Source organism: Hymenobacter properus, from assembly GCF_015694735.1.
In the GTDB taxonomy this organism is placed as follows: Bacteria; Bacteroidota; Bacteroidia; order Cytophagales; family Hymenobacteraceae; genus Hymenobacter; species Hymenobacter properus.
Map to the genome: position 1 here is coordinate 125,420 of NZ_JADQDP010000006.1, position 19,493 is coordinate 144,912.

Annotated in this window: 12 protein-coding genes; 6 read left to right on the forward strand and 6 right to left on the reverse strand. The window is 61.3% G+C overall.

Going from position 1 to position 19,493, the window contains the following annotated elements:
* Positions 1-80 precede the first annotated feature (80 nt).
* The 5 genes from I2I01_RS21125 to I2I01_RS21145 all read right to left on the reverse strand — a co-directional run bounded on the left by I2I01_RS21125 (position 81) and on the right by I2I01_RS21145 (position 8,955).
* Positions 81-3,272: an efflux RND transporter permease subunit gene (locus tag I2I01_RS21125; protein ID WP_196288511.1), complete on the reverse strand. Its 3,192-nt coding sequence runs from the start codon at positions 3,270-3,272 to the stop codon at positions 81-83.
* Between the two features lie 170 nt (positions 3,273-3,442).
* Positions 3,443-4,528, reverse strand: coding sequence for an efflux RND transporter periplasmic adaptor subunit (locus I2I01_RS21130; protein WP_196288512.1), 1,086 nt, complete (start codon positions 4,526-4,528; stop codon positions 3,443-3,445).
* A gap of 546 nt (positions 4,529-5,074) precedes the next feature.
* A complete protein-coding gene (locus I2I01_RS21135; RefSeq protein ID WP_196288513.1) occupies positions 5,075-7,315 on the reverse strand; it encodes a xanthine dehydrogenase family protein molybdopterin-binding subunit in 2,241 nt (746 codons plus the stop codon).
* Positions 7,312-8,337: an FAD binding domain-containing protein gene (locus I2I01_RS21140; protein ID WP_196288514.1), complete on the reverse strand. Its 1,026-nt coding sequence runs from the start codon at positions 8,335-8,337 to the stop codon at positions 7,312-7,314. Before I2I01_RS21140 ends, I2I01_RS21135 begins: the two co-directional genes overlap by 4 nt.
* Positions 8,338-8,361: 24 nt before the next feature.
* Complete coding sequence (locus I2I01_RS21145; RefSeq protein ID WP_196288515.1) at positions 8,362-8,955, reverse strand: (2Fe-2S)-binding protein; 594 nt, start codon at positions 8,953-8,955, stop codon at positions 8,362-8,364.
* A gap of 463 nt (positions 8,956-9,418) precedes the next feature.
* On the opposite strand from I2I01_RS21145, the gene I2I01_RS21150 reads away from it, so the two are divergent.
* From I2I01_RS21150 to I2I01_RS21170, 5 genes are all read left to right on the forward strand, one after another.
* Positions 9,419-9,622 (forward strand): hypothetical protein, encoded by a 204-nt coding sequence (locus I2I01_RS21150; protein ID WP_196288516.1) that lies wholly within the window; start codon positions 9,419-9,421, stop codon positions 9,620-9,622.
* Between the two features lie 101 nt (positions 9,623-9,723).
* Entirely contained in the window at positions 9,724-10,404 is a 681-nt protein-coding gene (locus I2I01_RS21155; RefSeq protein ID WP_196288517.1) for a response regulator transcription factor, read from the forward strand.
* Positions 10,405-10,531: 127 nt separating this feature from the next.
* A complete protein-coding gene (locus I2I01_RS21160) occupies positions 10,532-11,926 on the forward strand; it encodes a sensor histidine kinase (RefSeq protein WP_196288518.1) in 1,395 nt (464 codons plus the stop codon).
* 256 nt (positions 11,927-12,182) lie between these two features.
* Complete coding sequence (locus I2I01_RS21165) at positions 12,183-13,832, forward strand: SulP family inorganic anion transporter (protein WP_230679244.1); 1,650 nt, start codon at positions 12,183-12,185, stop codon at positions 13,830-13,832.
* Between the two features lie 142 nt (positions 13,833-13,974).
* Positions 13,975-14,700, forward strand: a complete 726-nt coding sequence (locus tag I2I01_RS21170; RefSeq protein WP_196288519.1) for a carbonic anhydrase — start codon at positions 13,975-13,977, stop codon at positions 14,698-14,700.
* A 97-nt stretch (positions 14,701-14,797) separates the two neighbouring features.
* Here I2I01_RS21170 and I2I01_RS21175 read toward each other — a convergent pair whose 3' ends face one another.
* A complete protein-coding gene (locus I2I01_RS21175; protein WP_196288520.1) occupies positions 14,798-17,275 on the reverse strand; it encodes a M1 family aminopeptidase in 2,478 nt (825 codons plus the stop codon).
* A 211-nt stretch (positions 17,276-17,486) separates the two neighbouring features.
* Between I2I01_RS21175 and I2I01_RS21180 the strand changes: the two genes are divergently transcribed.
* Positions 17,487-19,451, forward strand: coding sequence for a TonB-dependent receptor plug domain-containing protein (locus I2I01_RS21180; protein WP_196288521.1), 1,965 nt, complete (start codon positions 17,487-17,489; stop codon positions 19,449-19,451).
* The last annotated feature ends 42 nt before the right edge of the window (positions 19,452-19,493 follow it).

The following is a 19,493-nucleotide window of genomic DNA, read 5'->3' on the forward strand; positions in this document are numbered from 1 at the left end:
TGCAGGTTGTTCTTATTCGAGCCACAGGCTCGAACCCAACCAGCACGCGTCCGAGACGCGCGCCAGCGGATTAGCACACTTTAAGCATAAGGCTCCATTTCTTCCAGCTTCACACGCGGCTCCACACCTTCCAAAATCGGCGCTTCGTTCTCATCCTTAATTAGTTTGCTGTTGCCGGCCAGAGTGCCGAAGAAGTAGTACAGGCCGGGGATGATGATTACCCCGAACACGGTACCGAACAGCATGCCGCCCAGGGCCGAGCTACCAATGGTGCGGTTGCCAATGGCACCGGCACCCGTAGCTACAACCAGCGGAATCAGGCCAGCGATGAAGGCGAACGAGGTCATCAGAATCGGGCGGAAACGAGTCTTGGCACCTTCGATGGCCGCGTCGCGGACGCTCATGCCTTCCTCGTGTTTCAAGGCCGCGAATTCGACGATAAGCACCGCGTTTTTACCCAGCAGACCCACGAGCATTACCAGACCCACCTGGGCGTAGATGTCGTTGGCCAGGCCGAACATCTTGATGAACAGGAACGAGCCAAACACACCCGCTACCAGCGACAGGATAACGGCCAGCGGCAGCAGGAAGCTTTCGTACTGCGCAGCCAGCACCAGGTACACGAACACCAGCACGATGAGGAAAATCACGGTCGATTCGTTGCCGCGGCCCACTTCGTCTTTCGACAAGCCGCCCCAGTCGATGCCGTAGCCGTGCGGCAGGCTTTCGGCCACTTCCTGCACCGCCTTGATGGCCTCGCCCGAACTGAAGCCCGGCGCGGCGCCGCCACGGATGGAGCCAGTGGTGTACATGTTGTAGCGGTTGATTTCGTTGGCGCCCTGCGTCTTCACAATCTTCATGAAGGCCGAGAAGGGCACCATTTCGCCTTTGTCGTTTTTGGCCCACATGTTCAGGATGTCCTCGGGCAGCTTGCGGTACTCCGGCGAAGCCTGCACGAACACCTTGAAGAAGCGCTGGTACTTGATGAAACCCAGCTCGTAGGTCGAGCCCACCAGGATGCTTAGCGTGTTCATGGCGTTGCCGATGCTCACGCCCTTCTGCATGGCCAGCTCGTTGTCAATCTTCAGCTCGTACTGCGGATAGTTGGCCGAGAAGAAGGTGAACACACCGGTCAGCTCCTTGCGCTTTTTCAGCTTGGCGATGAATTCGTTGTTCACTTTTTCCAGCGCCTTGTAGTCGCCGGAGTTGGTCTTGTCAAGCAGCTGTAGCTGGAAACCACCGGCTGCGCCGTAGCCCGGTACTGCCGGCGGCTCGAAGAATTCGATGGTCGCGCCCGGAATCTCCTTGGCTTTCTTCTCCAGCTGCTCCACAATCTCGGCAATGGATTCCTTGCGTTCCGACCATGGCTTCAAGTCAATCAAGCAGGTACCAGCGTTCGAGCCGCGGCCTTCCGTCAGTACTTCGTAACCAGCCAGCGTCGAGATATTGGCGATGCCGGGCACGTCCTTAGCCAGGTCGCGCAGGCGGTGCGATACGGCATTGGTTTGTTCCAGCGTGGTGCCAGGCGGCGTCTGCACGATGGCGTAAATCAGGCCCTGGTCTTCGCTCGGAATGAAGCCGGCTGGCAGCCCTGCCGAGATGGCCCAAATGCCCAGGCCGAAGGCCACCAACATCACAAACGTCACAATGCGGTTGGCCACGATGCGCTGTAGCAGGCCCACGTAGGCATTCGTCAGCTTCTCAAAGCCACGGTTGAACCAGTCGAAGAAGCGCTGCAAGGGCGTTTTCTTCTTGGGCTCGCCGTGGTGGTTTTTCAGAATCATGGCGCAAAGCACCGGCGTCAAGGTCAAGGCCACGAGGCCCGAAATCACGATGGCCGTGGCCATGGTAATGGAGAACTGGCGGTAGAAAATGCCCACCGGGCCGCTCATGAACGACACCGGAATGAACACGGCCGTCATCATGATGGTGATACCGATAATGGCGCCGCTGATTTCGCCTACTACTTGTCGAACTGCATTATAAGGTGATAGATGCTGCTCGTCCATCTTGGCGTGTACCGCCTCAATCACCACAATGGCGTTATCGACCACAATACCAATCGAAAGCACCAGGGCAAATAGCGTAATCATGTTGATGGTGAGGCCAAAGGCCTGCATCGCAATGAAGGAACCCACCAGCGATACCGGCACGGCCAGCGCCGGAATCAGCGTCGAGCGCCAGTCACCAAGGAAGATGAACACCACCAGCGCCACCAGAATAAAGGCATCGCGCAGGGTGTGAATCACGTTCTCAATCGAGGCGTCGAGGAAGTTCGACACGTCGTAGGTGATTTTGTAGTCCATGCCGGGCGGGAAGCTGGTTTTCTTCAGCTCTTCCAGCTTGGCTTTCACCTCTTTAATCACGTCCGAAGCGTTCGAGCCGTAGGTCTGCTTCAGCACGATAGCGGCCGAAGGGTACTGGTTCAGGTTGGAGTAGATGTCGTAGTATTCCGAGCCCAGCTCCACGTTGGCCACGTCCTTCAGGTGTAGGCTTTCGCCGTTGGCGTTGGCCCGCAGAATCACGTTCTTATACTGCTCCACATCGTTGAAGCGGCCCTGGTAGCTCAGCACGTATTCCAGGGACTGCGCATTCTTGCCATCGGCGCGGCCGATACGGCCCGGCGAGCCAATCACGCTCTGCTCGTCTAGCGCCTTCATCACGTCGTCCACCGAGATGTTGTAGGCCCGCATGCGGTCGGGCTTCAGCCACACGCGCATGGCGTACTGCCGGCTACCCAGGATGCTGGCCCGGCCAATGCCGCCGAGGCGCTGCAGCTCGGGTATCATGTTCACGCCGGCGAAGTTGAACAGGTACTTCATGTCCGTGTTCTTGTCTTTCGAGTACAAGTTCACGTACATCAGCATGTTAGGCACCACGCGGTTCACAATCACGCCCTCGCGCTGCACAATCAGCGGCAGGCGGTTGAGCACCTGCGCAATGCGGGTGTTCACGTTCACCACGGCCTGGTCGGGGTTGGTGCCCAGGTTGAACACAATCTGAATGTTGGCCTCACCAGCCGATACGGCGTCGGAAGTCATGTACTTCATGCCTGGCACCCCGTTCACGGCCTGCTCCAGCGGAATCAGCACCGATTCGGTCAGCACCTTGGCGCTGGCGCCAGGGTAGGAGGCGCTCACCATCACGAGGGGCGGCGAAATCTCCGGAAACTGCGACGTGGGCAGCTGCATGATGGCCAGCCCGCCCATGAGCAGAATGGACACCGAAATAACAATGGCAAATACGGGCCTGCGAATGAATTTACTAAACATATTCTTCTGGCTGTGTGGATATTATTGGAAGGCCGATTGAGCGATAAGGGCCGTCATGTCGAGCGGAGCCGAGGCATCTCGCTCGCTTCGTTGTAGAGGCATTGATTGCTTCGGCACGCGAGATGCCTCGGCTCCGCTCGGCATGACGTTCTAATTCAGCGTCAAAGCGCTTACTCAGCCGTCACCTTCAAATTCGTGATAACCCCCTGCGGCGCCTTGTAGTCATACGCCACCTTGTCCCCGTCTTTCACCTTGCGCAGGCCTTCCAGGAGGATGCGGTCGTTGGTGGTGATGCCGGAGCCGATGATGTAGAGGTCGGGCATTTCGGAGGCGATTTTCACTTCGCGCTGGTGCACCACGTTGTTCTTATCGACCACAAAAACGTACTTCTTTTCGAGGATTTCGAAGGTGGCTTTCTGCGGAATGATAACAGCGCCTTTCAGCGGCACGGTCATCAGCACGCTGCCGGTTTCGCCGTTGCGCAGCAGGCCGTCGGGGTTGGGGAAGGTGGCGCGGAAGGCGATGTTGCCGGTTTCGTTATTGAAATCAGCCTCAATGGTTTGCACGATGCCGGTCTGGTCGAAAATCTCGTTATTCGCCATGCGCAGCTTCACATGGGCAGCCTTGTCGTTGGTTTTGGCGTGGGATTTATAAGACAGGTACTCGGCTTCGGGTACGTTGTAGTACACCCACATTTTGCTGTTGTCCGAAAGCGTCGTCAGCAGGTCGCCTTCGTCCACGAGGCTGCCCAGCCGGGCCTGAAAGTGGTCCATGATGCCGCTGAACGGGGCCTTCACCGTGGTGAATTGCAGGTGGGCCTGGGCCATAGACACGTCGGCGTTGGCCTTGTCGTACTTGGCCTGGGCCAGCGCCAACTCACTCTTCGACACGATGTTCTTGTCGGCCAGGTTCTTGGTGTTCTGGTACTCCATCTGCACGAAGTGAGCCTCGGCCTGCGACTTTTTCAGCTCAGCCTGGTACACCGTGGGCTTAATCTGGAACATGGTCTGTCCCTGCGCTACGTGCTGGCCTTCGTCCACAAAAATCTTCTCCAGGTAGCCCTTCTCCAGCGCCCGCAGCTCGATGCGCTGGTAGGAGTGAATCTGGGCCACGTACTCTTTCGTGATGGTGGTGTCCTTCTGCAAAGGGCTGGTAGCCACAAATCTAATTTGTTCTTCTACTTGCTTTTTCTCTTCCTTGCAGCCAGTAGCGTAGCACAAAACGCCGCAACTCAGCAGCATGAATACTTTTTTCATAGAAACCTGGGGTAACGTGACAAGCGGGGGGTAGTGCATAAAAAACAGTGCGGCAGTGCGTTGTGCCCTCAAGCCCTACCCGTGATGAAACTGGAAAAGCCCGCGACGCTAGGCGCTACAGGCAGATGGGGCAAGGCCGGAAAAGCCGGGGTGGAGTCAGACATATTTCGCGAAAAGCGCCGCCCGAACAGCAGAGCGCCCGTGGCCCCCGGCAACCCTGCCGGGACCAAACCGAGCCAAATGCGCGCCTCAAAGGGTGGGAAGGACAAGGCCGCGCAGCCGGTGTCGTGGATTGACTCTACAAACTTCCCCCCAATGGCATGAAGCGGAAATGAAGGTTTATGAAGATGAAGTTTATTTGCTAACCTGCATTTGCTGCAGCCTGAAGTGGTTTTTAGGTCAGCAGCTTGCCCCAACTATGAAGCTGTCGCTCACGATGAGAGCTCCATGGAAAGGTTGAAAATCAAAACGCCCCGCAACTGGTTGGTTGCGGGGCGTTTCATTTGAAACCTGCATTCATCTCAGCACCTCCCGGCGCTGCAGTCGCTACAGTAGCTTGTCAATCGTCACGGGTAGGTCGCGCACGCGCTGGCCAGTGGCGTGGTAGATAGCGTTGGTCACGGCGGCGGCCACACCCAGCAGGCCCACTTCGCCGATGCCTTTTACGCCGAGCGGGTTCACTTTGTCGTCTTCCTCGCTCACGAAAATCACGTCGATGTCGTGGATGTCGGCATTTACGGGCACATGGTATTCGGCGTAGTTGTGGTTCATGTAGCGGCCGAAGCGGTGGTCCATCACCGATTCCTCCATCAGGGCCGAGCTGATGCCCCACACCACCGAGCCCATGACCTGGCTGCGGGCCGTTTTGGGGTTGAGGATGCGGCCGGCGGCCACGGCGTTCACCACGCGGGTGACGTGCACAGTCATCAACTCAGGGTCCACCTTCACTTCCACGAACACGGCGTTGTGGGCGTGCATGGAGTGCGTCGGCGGTTTCAGCAGCTCCAGCTTGGCGAGCACCGTGGAGTTTTCGGCCTCCATTTTGGGCTCGCCGCTGGCCTGCACGAGGTCGCGCAGCACCACGGCTTGGGTGGCGTCGGCACGCAGGCGCAGCTGGCCATTGGCAAATTCCACGTTGTCGATTTTGGCGTCTTTGAAGGCCGGGTGGTCCATTTTCTGGGCCTGTTTCAGCAGCTTTTCGCCCAGTTTGGTGCAGGCTTCCACCACCGAATTGCCGATGGACGCCGCCGTCCAGGAGCCGCCCTGCACGGGGGCCTCGGGCAGCTCGGTGTCGCCCAGCACGAAGGTGACGGCTTCGAGGGGCAGGCCCATGCTTTGGGCTGCAATCTGCGTCATGATGGTGTAGGTGCCGGTGCCGATGTCGTTGGTGCCGCTGCTCACGGTGAGGTGGCCGTCGGCGTCGAGGCTGGCTTTGGCCACGGCGGGCTGCTTGGAGGCATCCCAGATGCCGCCGCCCATGCCCCATCCCACCAGCAAGTTGCCGTCCTTCATCGAACCCGGCTCGGCGGTGCGCTTCTCCCAGCCAAATTTGGCCGCGCCCTCGGCGTAGCACTTGCGCAGGGCCTTGCTGGAGTAGGGGAGGTTCTGGGCCTGGTCGAAGTCGGAATAGTTGCGGATGCGGAATTCCAGCGGGTCGAGGCCGGCGGCGTAGGCCATTTCGTCCATAGCAATTTCCAGCGCAATGGAGCCCGAAGCCGCGCCCGGTGCGCGCATGTCCAGCGGCGTGTACACGTCGAGCTTGCTGAGGCGGTAGCCCAGGCTCACGTTCTTGCAGTCATAGAGTGTGCCGCTCCAGCCCACCACGTTTTCGGTGAAATCCTCAAACTGCGAGGTTTCGGCCACGGCCACGTGGTTGATGCCGGTGAGCGAGCCGTCTTCGGCGGTGGCCAGGGCCACGTGCTGCAAGGTTTCGGGCCGGTGGCCAAAGCTGAACATCTGCTGGCGGGTGAGCGACACGCGCACCGAGCGTTTCAGCTCCAGCGAAGCCAGCACCGCCAGAAACAGTTGGTACTGCGGCCGCAGCCCCGAGCCGAAGCCGCCGCCGGTGTACTTCGACACCACCCGTGCCTCGTCCTTGCCCAGGCCGAAAATCTTCATCACGTACTGCTGGCTGTTGAAGGCGCCCTGCGTTTTGTCGTAGATGTTCAACTTCTTATCGCCCAGCCACTCCACGGTGCTGGCAAACATCTCCATGGGGTTGTGGTGCTGCGCGTGGTGCGAGTACTGCGCCTCCATGTGGGCCACGCCCTGCTGCCAGCCCTTGCCGAAGTTACCGCGCGACTTGGGCGGCTTGTAGCCACTTTTGCCCCGGCCCGGCTCATAGGCCTCGTCGAGGTGCTTCGCCAGTTCGGTTTCGTGAGCTTCCTCCTCGTACTCCACGTGTAGGACGGACGCAGCATAACGGGCCAGCTCAAAGGTGTCAGCCACCACCAGCGCCACCGGCTGCATGCTGAACTTGATTTCGGCCGAGTGCAGCGGGCGGAAGGGCGAGCCGCCGGGCGCGATGTCATCTTTATAACTGCGGTCAAGCCAAGCCAGCGAAGGCACGTTCTCGTGCGAGAAAACCTGGTGTACGCCCGGCAGCGCCAGCACCGGCGCGGCGTCGATTTTCGTGATTTTACCCTTGGCAATAGGGCTGCTCACCACGTAGCCGTAGAGCAGGTTGGGTACGTTGAATTCGGCGGCGTACTTGGCGGTGCCGGCCACTTTCGCCGGGCCATCGACGCGGTTGGTGGGCTTGCCGATGTAGTCGGTGGAGTGGCTCATGGGTTGGAGTTTTGGAAGGCGTTGGCGTCGAGCGCCTGATTCATTTCGGTGGCTTGCTTGAGGGCGCGCACAATGGCGCGCTTAGCCAGCTCAATCTTAAAGTTGTTGGTGCCTTGGCCTTTGGCGCCAGCCAGCACCTTGGCCGCGGCGGCGCGGAAGGTATCGGCCGTGGCGGGCTGGCCGATGAGCAGGGCCTCGGCTTCCTTATCGCGCCAGGGCTTGTGGGCCACGCCGCCCAGCGCCAGGCGGGCATCTTTGATGATGTTGCCGTCCAGTTCCAGGGCCGCCGCCACGCTCACCAGTGCGAAGGCGTAGCTGGTGCGGTCGCGCAGTTTCAGGTAGCTGAAGTTCTGGGCGAAGCCCTTGGCGGGCAGGTCGAGGCCGGTGATGAGTTCGCCGGGTTCCAGAGTGTTGTCGCGCTCGGGCTGGTCGCCGGGAAGGCGGTGGAAATCCTCAAACTTGATGGTACGCTCGCCGTTGGGCCCGCTCACGTGCACCGTGGTGTCGAGGGCGGCCAGGGCCACACACATATCCGACGGGTGGGTAGCAATGCAATGCTCGCTGGCGCCCAGAATGGCGTGCACGCGGGTGTAGCCGCCAATGGCCGAGCAGCCGGAGCCCGGCTCGCGCTTGTTGCAGGGCGTAGCCAGGTCGTAGAAGTAGTAGCAGCGGGTGCGCTGCATGAGGTTGCCGCCGTCGGTAGCCATGTTGCGCAGCTGCGGGCTGGCCCCGGCCAGAATGGCTTGGTTGAGCAGCGGATAGCGCTTCTCCACCTCGGGGTGGTAGGCGGTGTCGGCGTTGGTGGCAAGGGCGCCGAGGCGCAGGCCGCCGTCAGGCAGGTTTTCGATGGCGTCGAGGCCCAGCTTTTTGAGGCCGATGAGGTGCGTGGGGCGGGCCACGTTTTCCTTCATCAGGTCAATCAGGTTGGTGCCGCCGCCGAGGTAGGCGGCGCCGTCGTGCGCGGCATTGTCCTGCACGGCGGCCGCCACGCCGGTGGCTTGGCTAAAAGTGAACGTATTCATCAGGCTGAAATGAGGAGGAAGGAATTACTTTTTCGGCGGCTCAACGGGCGCTATTTCCGGCTCGGTGGCGCCGGCCGACCAGGCCTTGTCCTCCATAATCAAGCCTTCGTTTTGCATCACTTCCATCACGGCGCTCAAGATGTTGGGGTAGGCGCCGCAGCGGCAGACGTTGCCGCTCATCAGCTCACGCACCTCGGCTTCGTTCTTGGCCTTGCCTTCGTTGATGAGGCCCTGGGCCGAGCAAATCTGACCCGGCGTGCAGTAGCCGCACTGGAAGGCGTCGTGGTCGATGAAGGCCTGCTGCAGGGGGCTCAGCTTATCCTCAGTGCCCAGACCTTCGATGGTCTGAATGCGCGAGTCTTCGTGCGTCACGGCCAGCGAGAGGCAGGAGTTGATGCGCTTGCCATCCACCAGCACGGTACAGGCGCCGCATTGGCCGTGGTCGCAGCCTTTCTTGGTGCCGGTCAGGTCGAGGTACTCGCGCAGGGCGTCGAGCAGGGTGGTCCAGGGCGCAATGTGCAGGGTGTGGGCCTGGCCGTTGATGTTGAGGCTGACGGGCTGGGTGGGGGCCGGGGCCACGGGGGCGCGGCCGAGTGGTACTTGGGTAACTTGGCTCATAGGGCGAATAACTTGGAATTTGCGGGCGTTGCTATTTGCCTACGGTTGTGCTACACCAGTGTTTTGTTAGACAACACTAGTCCGTCATAATTGACAACGTGTAAATTGAGTCATTACTATTGAATGTCCTGTTGGTCAGTCACTAACGAAAGCAATGTTAAAGCACAGAGTTCAACCGAAAACTTCTGGCGGAGCATTCCATCACAACTGCTACTGCGTAATATCAGCAGAAATACAACGCCTTATGCATCCGTAGCAAAATGAGCATTGTAGCGCTGTTAGGAAGCGTTTGAACGTCCATTTCTGGCTTGCTGATTTGCGCTTCCCATTCAACGAGAAAATGATGGGATTCGCGGGGTGACTCTTTGGATTAAGCCAAAAAGCAAACATGCCAGCTAGGCCAAAAGGTAAATTTGTATGAGAAAAGGAATAGGCGCTAAAAAGTATTTACTCCTTTTCGCTAATGGTTATGCTGAAAAACTTCCAACGCTACTTCCGCTTTTACCTCGCTACTTTTTTAGGCGCTGTGCTCTTGGTTGGCATTCGCTGGCAAGCCGCGCCCTTGGGAGAAGCGCAACCAGTAGAGCAAACCAATAATTCTGAAATTCAGAATTCTAAAACTGCGCACGCGGCTACGAGCGAAGTGGCCGTGCGCCAGCTCGGGTAGCGGCCAGCAATCAGTTTTTGTGCTCACGTCGCCCTTGCACAGCTCGTTCTTATGAACAAAGGCGGCGGCTTTTTGGGGCGGCGGCGCTACCTTCCGTCCCCATGAAAATTCTTTTAGTTGAAGACGAGCCTTCCGTAGCGGCCTTTTTATATCAGGGCCTGACGGAGCAGGACTACACCGTAGACCTGGCCGCCGACGGCCTGCTGGGCCTCAGCCGCGCCCAAACCACGCACTACGACTGCCTGATTCTGGACCAGATGCTGCCCGGCCTCAGTGGTCTGGAGGTGTGCCGGCAGGTGCGCGCCCACGACCCCGGCGTGCCCATCCTCATGCTCACGGCCCTGGGCGAAACGGATGATAAAATCCGCGGCCTCGACGCCGGCGCCGACGACTATTTGGTTAAACCTTTCGCCTTCGACGAGTTGCTGGCCCGGCTGCGCGCTCTGGTGCGCCGCCGCACCGAAGCCCCCGCGCCCAAAGCGCCCCTGCGCCTCGCCGACCTCACCCTCGACCCCGCCGCCAAGCGCGTGGAGCGCGCCGGGCAGCCCATTCAGCTTACCGCCCGCGAGTTTGCGCTGCTCGAATACTTGTTGCGCAACCAGGGCCGGGTGGTGTCGCGGGCCGATTTGCTGGAGCACGTGTGGGATTTGAGTTTTGACACGGGCTCGAATGTGATTGACGTTTACATCAACTTTCTGCGCAAGAAAGTGGACAAAGGGTTTGAGCCCAAGCTGATACATACGCTGGTAGGCATGGGCTACGTGATGAAGACGGAAGCGTGAGACGCCCGAAAGAGCGTCATGCAGTGCACAGCGAAACATCTTGCTTGGGGTAGTATTAGGTACTCCCAAGCGAGATACTTCGCGGCGCGCTGCATGATGTTTTGTTGATTTCCAGTAACAGAACCCTATGACCATTCGCCTGCGGCTTGCCCTTCAATTCGGGACTATTCTGGCCCTTACGCTGCTGCTGTTTGCGCTGGCCATCTACTTTGCCACGCAAGAGTCGCGGCGGGAGGTGTTTACCCAGAACCTATTTAAGCGCACCATGGTGGTGGGGCACGCCTACGTGGCCGGGCAAAACGGCCGCGACAACGCCGGCGAAGAAGCTTCATACCGCAACTACCTGCGCCAGCTTTACCGCACGCTGCCTGCCGAGCAGGGCCGCGTGTATGATGCTCAGAACCGACTGGTGTTTCGGGAAGGGCAGGGGCCCACGCGGCCGGTGCCCGTTGCCTGGCTGGCCGAGGTGCGCCGGAGTGGCCGCGCCGTGCTGGAAACCGAAACCAATTACCACGAAACCGTGGGCCTGCTCTACCACGACGACCGGCTGGGCCCGCTGGTGGTGGTGGCCTCATCGGTGGACGAGGACAGCCGCCAGCAGCTGCGCGAGCTGCGGCAGCTGCTGGTGGGCGGCCTGCTGGCGGCGGTGGCCGTCATGGGCCTGGGCAGCTGGATGTTTGCGGGGCAGGCCCTGTGGCCGCTGCGCCGCATGGTGCGCGAGGTAGACGGCATCACGGCCACCGACCTGAGCCAGCGCCTTACCCGCACCGGCGAAACCACCGACGAAATTGGCTTGCTCACCCAACGTTTCAACCGCCTGCTCGACCGCCTGGAAGCGGCCTTCGTGGGCCAGCGCACCTTTGTGCGCGACGCCTCTCACGAGCTGCGCACGCCGCTCACGGCCCTCATTGGCGAATTGGAAGTGTCGCTGCTGCAAGCCGAGCGTTCACCCACCGAATACCGGCGCGTGCTGCAAAGCACCCTCGATTCGGCGCGTCAGCTCAACAACCTCACCAACGGCCTGCTGCAAATTGCCCGCGCCTCCGACGACCCTTCGCAGGTGCCCATGGCCGAGGTGCGCCTCGATGAGCTGCTGCTGCACGCCCATGAGCAGCTGCTGCGCCGGCATTCCACTTGCCGGGTCGATTTGGATTTTGGGGAAGCCGAAAACTTTACGGTGCGCGGCAACGAAGCGCTGCTGCTCTCGGCCGTGCTCAACGTGCTGGACAATGCCTGCAAGTTTTCGCAGGCCAGCGGCGGCACTGTGACAGCCACCCTGGCCCGAACCCGCGAACACCTCACGCTGCTGGTAAGCGACGAGGGACCCGGCCTTTCGGCAGCGGATTTAGAGCAGGTGTTTGTGCCGTTTTTTCGAGCGGCGTCGGCGCGGGCGGTGCCGGGGCACGGCATTGGGCTGCCGCTCACGGCGCGCATCATGGCCCTGCACAGTGGCATGGTGCGGGTGGAAAGCGAGCTGGGGCAAGGCACGCAGGTATGGCTGGAATGGCCGGTGCCGGCGTAGTTCACAGCGCTATTCGAGCACGTCATACCGGGCACGGCGAAGCCTCTTGTATGCTACCGCGAATCCTTTTTTAGCGATTTATAGCTGTGGGCGGGTGGCTTCGCTACGTCCGACATAACGGTCTGTATCAAGTGTATTTGCTTTTAATACCCTTTTAATTCGCCTTTAATTCGGTCTTAATAGGGCTTGGGTAACCTTGTGCCTGTGTTCCCTGTCGGCTCCTTGGTGGTGCTGAGTGGGAATAAGCGCTCAAGCCATGACCCAGGTAATTTCCTCCCCGTCCCGCACCGGGATGCCCATTGCGGCCCCATCGCCCGGCCCGGCCGTGCCCACCCCGCCTAAGCCTTCGTTGTTCAGCACCATTGGGCAGGATGCGCCGTCGGGGTTGGTGGTGTTTCTGGTGGCGCTGCCGCTGTGTTTGGGTATTTCGCTGGCTTCGGGGGCGCCGCTGCTGGCGGGCGTCATTGCGGGCATTGTGGGCGGAGTGCTGGTGAGCTTGCTCAGCGGCTCGGCGGTGAGTGTGAGCGGGCCCGCGGCCGGCCTCACGGTGGTGGTGCTGTCGGCCATTGCCACGCTGGGCTCCTGGCCGGCGGTGCTGGCGGCCACGGCCGTGGCAGGCGTCATTCAGATTGGCTTGGGTTTGGCACGGGCGGGCATCATCGCGCTGTATTTCCCGGCGGCCGTTATTCGCGGCATGCTGGCAGCCATTGGCATTATTCTCATTCTGAAGCAGCTGCCGCACTTCTTTGGGGCCGATACCGACTACTTTGAGGACATGAACTTCCTGCAGTTCAACGGCCTGAACACGTTCTCGGCCATTGGCGCAGCCATGAAGGGGCTGAGCCCCGGCTCGGTGCTGGTGGGGGTGGTATCGCTGACGATTCTGCTGCTGTGGAACACGGCGCCGGTGAAGCGGCAGTCGTGGGCGCGGCTGGTGCCGGGCGCACTGATTGCCGTGCTGGCTTCGGTGGCCATCAACGAACTGCTGAAAGCCTTCGCACCCGACCTGCAGGTGCGCCCCGAGCACCTGGTGAAGCTGCCGGTGGTTTCCTCACTGGGCCAGCTGGCCAGCGAAATGACCTTCCCAGATTTTAGCGCCCTGCGCAAGCCCGCTACCTACGGCGTGGCCTTTACGATTGCCGTGGTGGCCTCGCTCGAAACGCTGCTCAGCGTGGAAGCCGTCGACAACCTCGACCCACAGAAGCGCCACACGCCCACCAACCGCGAGCTGCTGGCCCAGGGTGCGGGCAACCTGGTGAGCGGGCTGCTGGGCGGCCTGCCGCTCACGGCCGTTATCGTGCGCTCGTCGGCCAACATTGCAGCCGGGGCGCAAACCAAGCTGTCGGCCTTCATCCATGGCCTGCTGCTGCTCACCAGCTTGCTGTTTCTGGGCGCGGTGCTGAACCTGATTCCGCTGTCAGCACTGGCGGCGGTGCTCCTGACGGTGGGCTACAAGCTGACGCCGCCCGCCCTTTACCGCAAGCAATGGAAGCTGGGCCGCGAGCAGTTCGTGCCCTTCATCATCACCATCGTAGCGGTGCTGTTCACCGACTTGCTAAAGGGCGTAAGCATCGGGCTAGTTCTGGGCTTCTTCTTCATTCTGCGCGACAACGCCAAGGCCGGCTCTTATCTGCGCCGCGACGACTCCGACGACAACGCCGAAACCCCCGACGCACCGCTGCACCTGCGCCTGCCCGAGCACGTGTCTTTCCTCAACAAAGCCAGCATCGTGACTACCCTGGAGCAGCTGCCCCACAACACCCGCGTCATCCTCGACGGCTCGCGCTCTGATGTCATCGACCACGACGTGCTCGAAGCCATTGAGGCCTTCCGCCAGGCCGCCCCGGCCCGGGGCATCGACCTGGAGCTGCGCGGCATCCGGCAGGTGGCGCTGGGGGCGCACTAGGGCTGCCGGCACATTTCTCTCCCCTCCAGGCCCTACCTTAGCAGTCCTCAACCTGTGACCAACAGTCGGCTTTGGTGGCACGTATAGCCATGCCGCTGGTTCCGGCAGCCAGCAGGGCCATCCATCAACCTCTTTTTTACTTATGGCTGGAATCAGCAAAATCCTCGAAAACAATAAGAAATGGGTTTCGGACCGCAACGCAAAAGACCCCAACTTCTTTAAGAACCTAGCCAACGGGCAAAAGCCCAAGTACCTGTTCATTGGCTGCTCCGATTCGCGGGTGCCAGCCTCGGGCATTACCGGTACGGGGCCTGGCGAGATGTTTGTGCACCGCAACATTGCCAACCTGGTGGTGCCGGCCGACATGAACCTGCTGAGCGTGCTGCAATACGCCGTGGAAGTGCTGGGCGTGCAGGACATTCTGGTGGTGGGCCACTACGGCTGCGGCGGCGTAGCCGCGGCGGCAGCCAACAAGCAGTACGGCCTGATTGACAACTGGCTGGTGAACATCCGCGACGTCATCCGCTTGCACGAAGCGGAATACCTGCGCATCAAGGACGACAACCAGCGGGCCCGCCGCCTGGTGGAGCTGAACGTGATGGAGCAGGTGCGCAACCTGGCCAAAACCAACATCATCCAGAACGCCATGCGTGGCCCCAACCCGCCCCGCCTGCACGGCCTGGTGTACGACATTGCCGACGGCGTGCTCAAAGACCTGAACGTGGACGGCGACGACGTGATGAACGAAATGGAGCACATCTACGCCACCGAAGCCTTGGTGACCGAAGCTGCTCAGGACAAAGACGCCAACAGCTACGAAGGCCCCAAGCACGACCCAGCCAAGCAAGAGCCTGCCAAAGTCAAATAACTATTTCGTTTTCCCCGGCCCACCCGCCTCCTCACAAAAAAAGCCTGCCGCAATGCGCGGCAGGCTTTTTTTGTGGGTTTTCGATTGCAGCCGGGCGCTACTTCGCGTCCTGCATTTCTTGGGTGGCTTTGGCCACGGCCTGCTGGGCTTCGGCGGCGTGGGGGCGGCCGGCCTGGCCGGCAGCGGCATCGGTGAGCAGCTTGGTGGCCATTTTATCGGCGCCGTAGGCTTTGTACTTGATGCCAAGGTCGCGCAGGCGGGTCACGCCTTCGTTGAAGGCGGCGGGGTCATCGAGGCGGGCCATCATCTTGGCCATGGCTTCGGCCAGGTTGAAGCGGCCCTGCGGGCGGGCGGCGTCAAACTTGTCGCGCACGTAGGCCCATTGGCCGGGGCCGCCGGCTTCGGCATAGGTGGCCACCACGGCTTGCGTGAGGGCCGCCTGGCTGTCGTTTTCCCAGGTTTTGGCCTGGGCCAGGGCTTTGGCCGGCTGCACGGTAGCCAGGCCGCGAAGGGCCGCGCCCTGCACGCCGTAGGACTGGCTGCCGAGCTGCTGGCTGAACAGCTTCTCGTCTTTTTTGTCTTTCAGCTTGCCCAACGCCCGGAGCAGCTGCGCCATCACGATGGTGTTTTTTTCCTGGGCGGCCAGCTTGCGCAGGGCCGGAACGGCGGCTTTGGCCACCGTTTTGTCGTCGAGCTTCAGGGCTTCGATGGCGCCCTGCCGCACCATGTAGAACTTGTCGTTGAGGGCGGCCAGCAGCACAGCGCGCGAGGCGGCGTTGGTGGTCTGGTCTTTGGCGGCGGCAGCCACGGCTTCGAGGCGGTCGACGTACAGCGGCGCGTGGCTGTACTGGTAGGCGAACTCGGCGGCCGGCTTGTTATCGGTTTTGTTCCAGAGCAGCTTTTTGCTGGCGTCCACATTCACCAGCTCGGGCTTGGCCGAAAGAGGCATGCTGAATGTCTGGGTGGCTTCCGTCATGGTCACGGGCTGGTGCATCACCTTGCCGCCCACGTAGTAGTCGATGGTGAAAGGCAGGCGGAAGGGCTGGCCCGGCTGGGTTTGCTTTACCGTCACGGACTGCACTTTCTTGGCCGCGTCCCAGGCGTAGTCGATGGTCACGACGGGGTGGCCGGGGCTGAAATACCACTGGTTGTAGAACCAGTTCAGGTCCTGGCCGGACACGGCCTCGAAGGCCAGCCGCATCTGGTGGGCTTCACCGTTGCCGAATTTGTTGTCGGTGAGGTATTTCTGCAGGCCGGCGAAGAACACATCGTCGCCCAGGTAGGTGCGCAGCATGTCCACGATGGCGCCGCCCTTCTGGTAGCTCACCAGGTCGAACACCTCTTCCTGCTGGTCGTAGTGGAAGCGCACCAGCGTTTTGGCCGCGTCGCGCGGGCTCATCAGGTAGCGGCGCAGGTAGGTGTAGTAATGGGCGTCGGCGGCGTCCTTGCCGTATTTGTGCTCGGCGTAGAGGCCTTCGGAGAAGTCGGCCATCGACTCGTTTACGGTGATGTTGCTCCAGCTTTCGGCCGTCACATAGTCGCCAAACCACTGGTGGAACAGCTCGTGCGCAATCACCGATTCGCTGCTGTACTGGCGGTCCAGCAACTCGCGGTCGGTCATTTGCACCTGCTCGCCGTGCAGGGTGGCGGTGGTGTTTTCCATGGCGCCGCTCACATAGTCACGGGCCACAATCTGGCTGTACTTATTCCACGGGTACTCCACACCGAGGCGGTTGGAGTAGAACTCCAGCATGTCGGTGGTGTTGCCAAAAATCTGCTTGGCGAAGGGCGCGTACTTGGGCTCCAGGTAGTAGCTCACTTCCTTGCCGCGCCAGGTGTCGGTGGTTTTTTTGAAGTCGCCCACGGCCATCATGAACAGGTAGGGCGCGTGCGGCAGGTCCATTTTCCAAGTGTCGGTGCGCAGGCCGGGGCCGGCGGGCGTGCTGCTCACCAGCTTGCCATTGCTCAGCGTGGCGTACTTGGCGGGCACGGTCATCGAGATTTCCTCGGTGGTTTTCTGGTTGGGCCGGTCGATGGTGGGGAACCAGGCCGAAGAACCTTCCGTCTCGCCCTGCGTCCAGATTTGCACGGGCTTGCCGGCGGTGGCCGAGTCGGGGTTGATGAAATACAGGCCCTTGGCGTCGGTGATGGCGGCTGAACCCTGCACCTTCAGCTCATCGGGCTTCGATGTATAGTCGATGTAAATGGTGTACTCCTCGCCCGGCTTGAACATGCGGCCCAGGTTGATGCGCAGGTTCATGCCGTCGGCGTAGTCGTACTTGAGCGGGGTTTGCTGGCCGCCGTTCATCATCGCCACCGTTTTGATGTCCATGCCTTTGGCGTCGAGGCGCAGCGAGTCGGTGGGGTAGGCGTGGGGCTTGAGCGTGACCCACTCCTTGCCGTAGAGGTAGCGCTTTTTGTAATCGAAGCGCACATCGAGCTTGGTGTGCACCAGGTCGTTGACCTTGGTGGCGGAAGCGCGGTAAGGCGATTCCGGCTTGGCGCCGGGCACTTGGGCGTGGGCGGCGCTGCTGACTACGAGGCCGAGCAGGCCCAGCAGGTGAAGATGCTTCATTAAAACGGTGGGGAGTGAAATGGTGAGTTCGCGCGAAGGACCGGGCCGGGGTGACGGGGTTGCGTGCGGCGTTACGAAAGTAGCGCGGACGCTGCGAGTCTGCGCCCTTGCCGGAAACCCGAGCGATGCCCGAACAGCGCTACTGGCGCGGGGATGCGGACTACAAAGTCTGCGCTAGGGTAAGTTTGCAGCCTCATCAAGCCCATCCTGAATGCGACTTACGCGCTACGCTACACCGCTTTTCTGTTCTTTCTTCACCCTTAACGCGCTGGCCCAGACGCCTGCCGACAGCACCCGCAGCCTGCGCGAAGTCACGGTTTTTGCCTCGCGCCTCACGCAGCCCAGCAACCAGACCGGGCACGCCGTCACGGTCATTTCCGGCGCCAGCGTGGCCCGCTACCCGGTCAATTCCATCGATGATTTGCTGCGCTGCCTGCCGGCGCTGGAGATTCAGAGCCGCGGCAGCTTCGGCGCGCAGGCCGACGTGAGCATGCGCGGCAGCACCTTCAACCAAGTGCTTTTTTTGCTCGATGGCATGCGGCTCAACGACCCGCTCACCGGCCACTTTGGCGCCTACATGCCCATCACGCCGGCCGAGATTGAGCAGATTGAAATCATTCGCGGCGCCGGCGCGGCTCTCTACGGCCCCGATGCCGTGGGCGGCGTCATCAACATCGTCACCAAAACCTTTGCCGCCACCGAGCGCCGCCGCGAGGCCGAGCTCACCAGCACCACCATGCGCGGTGAGTACAACTTGTGGCATACTAACACCGGCGGGTTCTTGGCCGCCAACCGGCTGCGGCTTGGCGGTGGCGTTCTGCTGAACAAAACCGACGGCCAGTTGCGCGACTACCCCAGCACCCAGCGCAGCGACGTGGACCTGAAAACCTACTCGCTCTCGGCCGCCTACGAGCTGACCAACAAGCTCAGCGTAGCCGCCCGCGCCAGCCTCGACCGGCGCGACTACAGTGCCCAATATTTCTACACCACGGCCATTGGGGACCAATCGCGTGAGACTACCAACAAGGACTGGTACCAGGGCCAGCTGCGCTACCAGCACAATGAGCGCGCCCGCACGGAGGCACAGGTGTCGAGCAGCCGTGGCACAGATTATTACCTCTACACGCCCACGTCGGTAGCCAGCGACCACCTCACGCGCTACACAAACGTGCTGCTCAGCCACCAGCAGCAGTTCTCGGATAAGTTGCGGGCTACCCTAGGCGGGCAGGCCGACCACCGCTTGGTGGTGAGCAATGACCGCGGCAACCACGACCAGTGGCACTATGCGGCCTTCGGCGTGGTGGCCCTCACGCCCACGGCGGGCCTGGCTCTTACCGGCGGCCTACGCCTCGACCATGACCAGGCCTACGGCACCGAAGTGGTGCCCCAGCTCAACGTGAGCCAGCAGATAGGAGAGGAACTGACCGTGCGCGGCGCCATCGGCCGGGCCATTCGCGCCCCCGATTTCACGGAGCGCTACAATTCCAACGGCCGGCCCGGCATCGTGCCCAACGGCTTCAACGTGGGCAACGCCGGCCTGCAGGCCGAGCGCACGATGAACTACGAAGCGGGCGCCGACTACCGCCCGCTGCCCGGTCTCACTTTTAAAGCCACCGGCTTTCTGCGCAAGGGCAACAACCAGATTGACTACGTGCCCACGCCCGGTGCCCGCGTCATCGAGGCCAGCGGCCTCACCAACCTCAACCCCGCCGCCACCTACCGCTACGCCCAAAACCTGTTCGACGTGACCACCCGCGGCCTTGAAACGGAGCTGGTGTACCAGCGCCAGTTCACGACGAATACCCGCTTCGATGGCAGCGTGGGCTATATGCTGGTGAAGGTGAGAAACGCCGACAACATCGCCTCGCAATACCTGGCCAACATTGCCCGGCAGGTGGTGTCGGGCACCGTCAGCATTACCTCCAAGCGCGTGAACGGCAGCCTCAGCGGCCTATGGAAGCAGCGCGACGCCAGCGCCGCGGCGGCCATCAGCCGCACCAATAACGCTGAATACACGGTGTTCAACGCGCGCCTGGAAGTGGCCCTGCTACCCCAGCGCCTCTGGCTCACGGGCCAGGTGCAGAACCTCTTCAACGAGAAATATTCCGACCTGCTGGGCGCCCAGATGCCCACCCGCTGGCTGATGGGCGGCCTGCGGTTGGCGCTGCGGAAATAGCTTTTGAGCATTAGCCGGCCGCAACCTAAGAGTTGGCTGTGC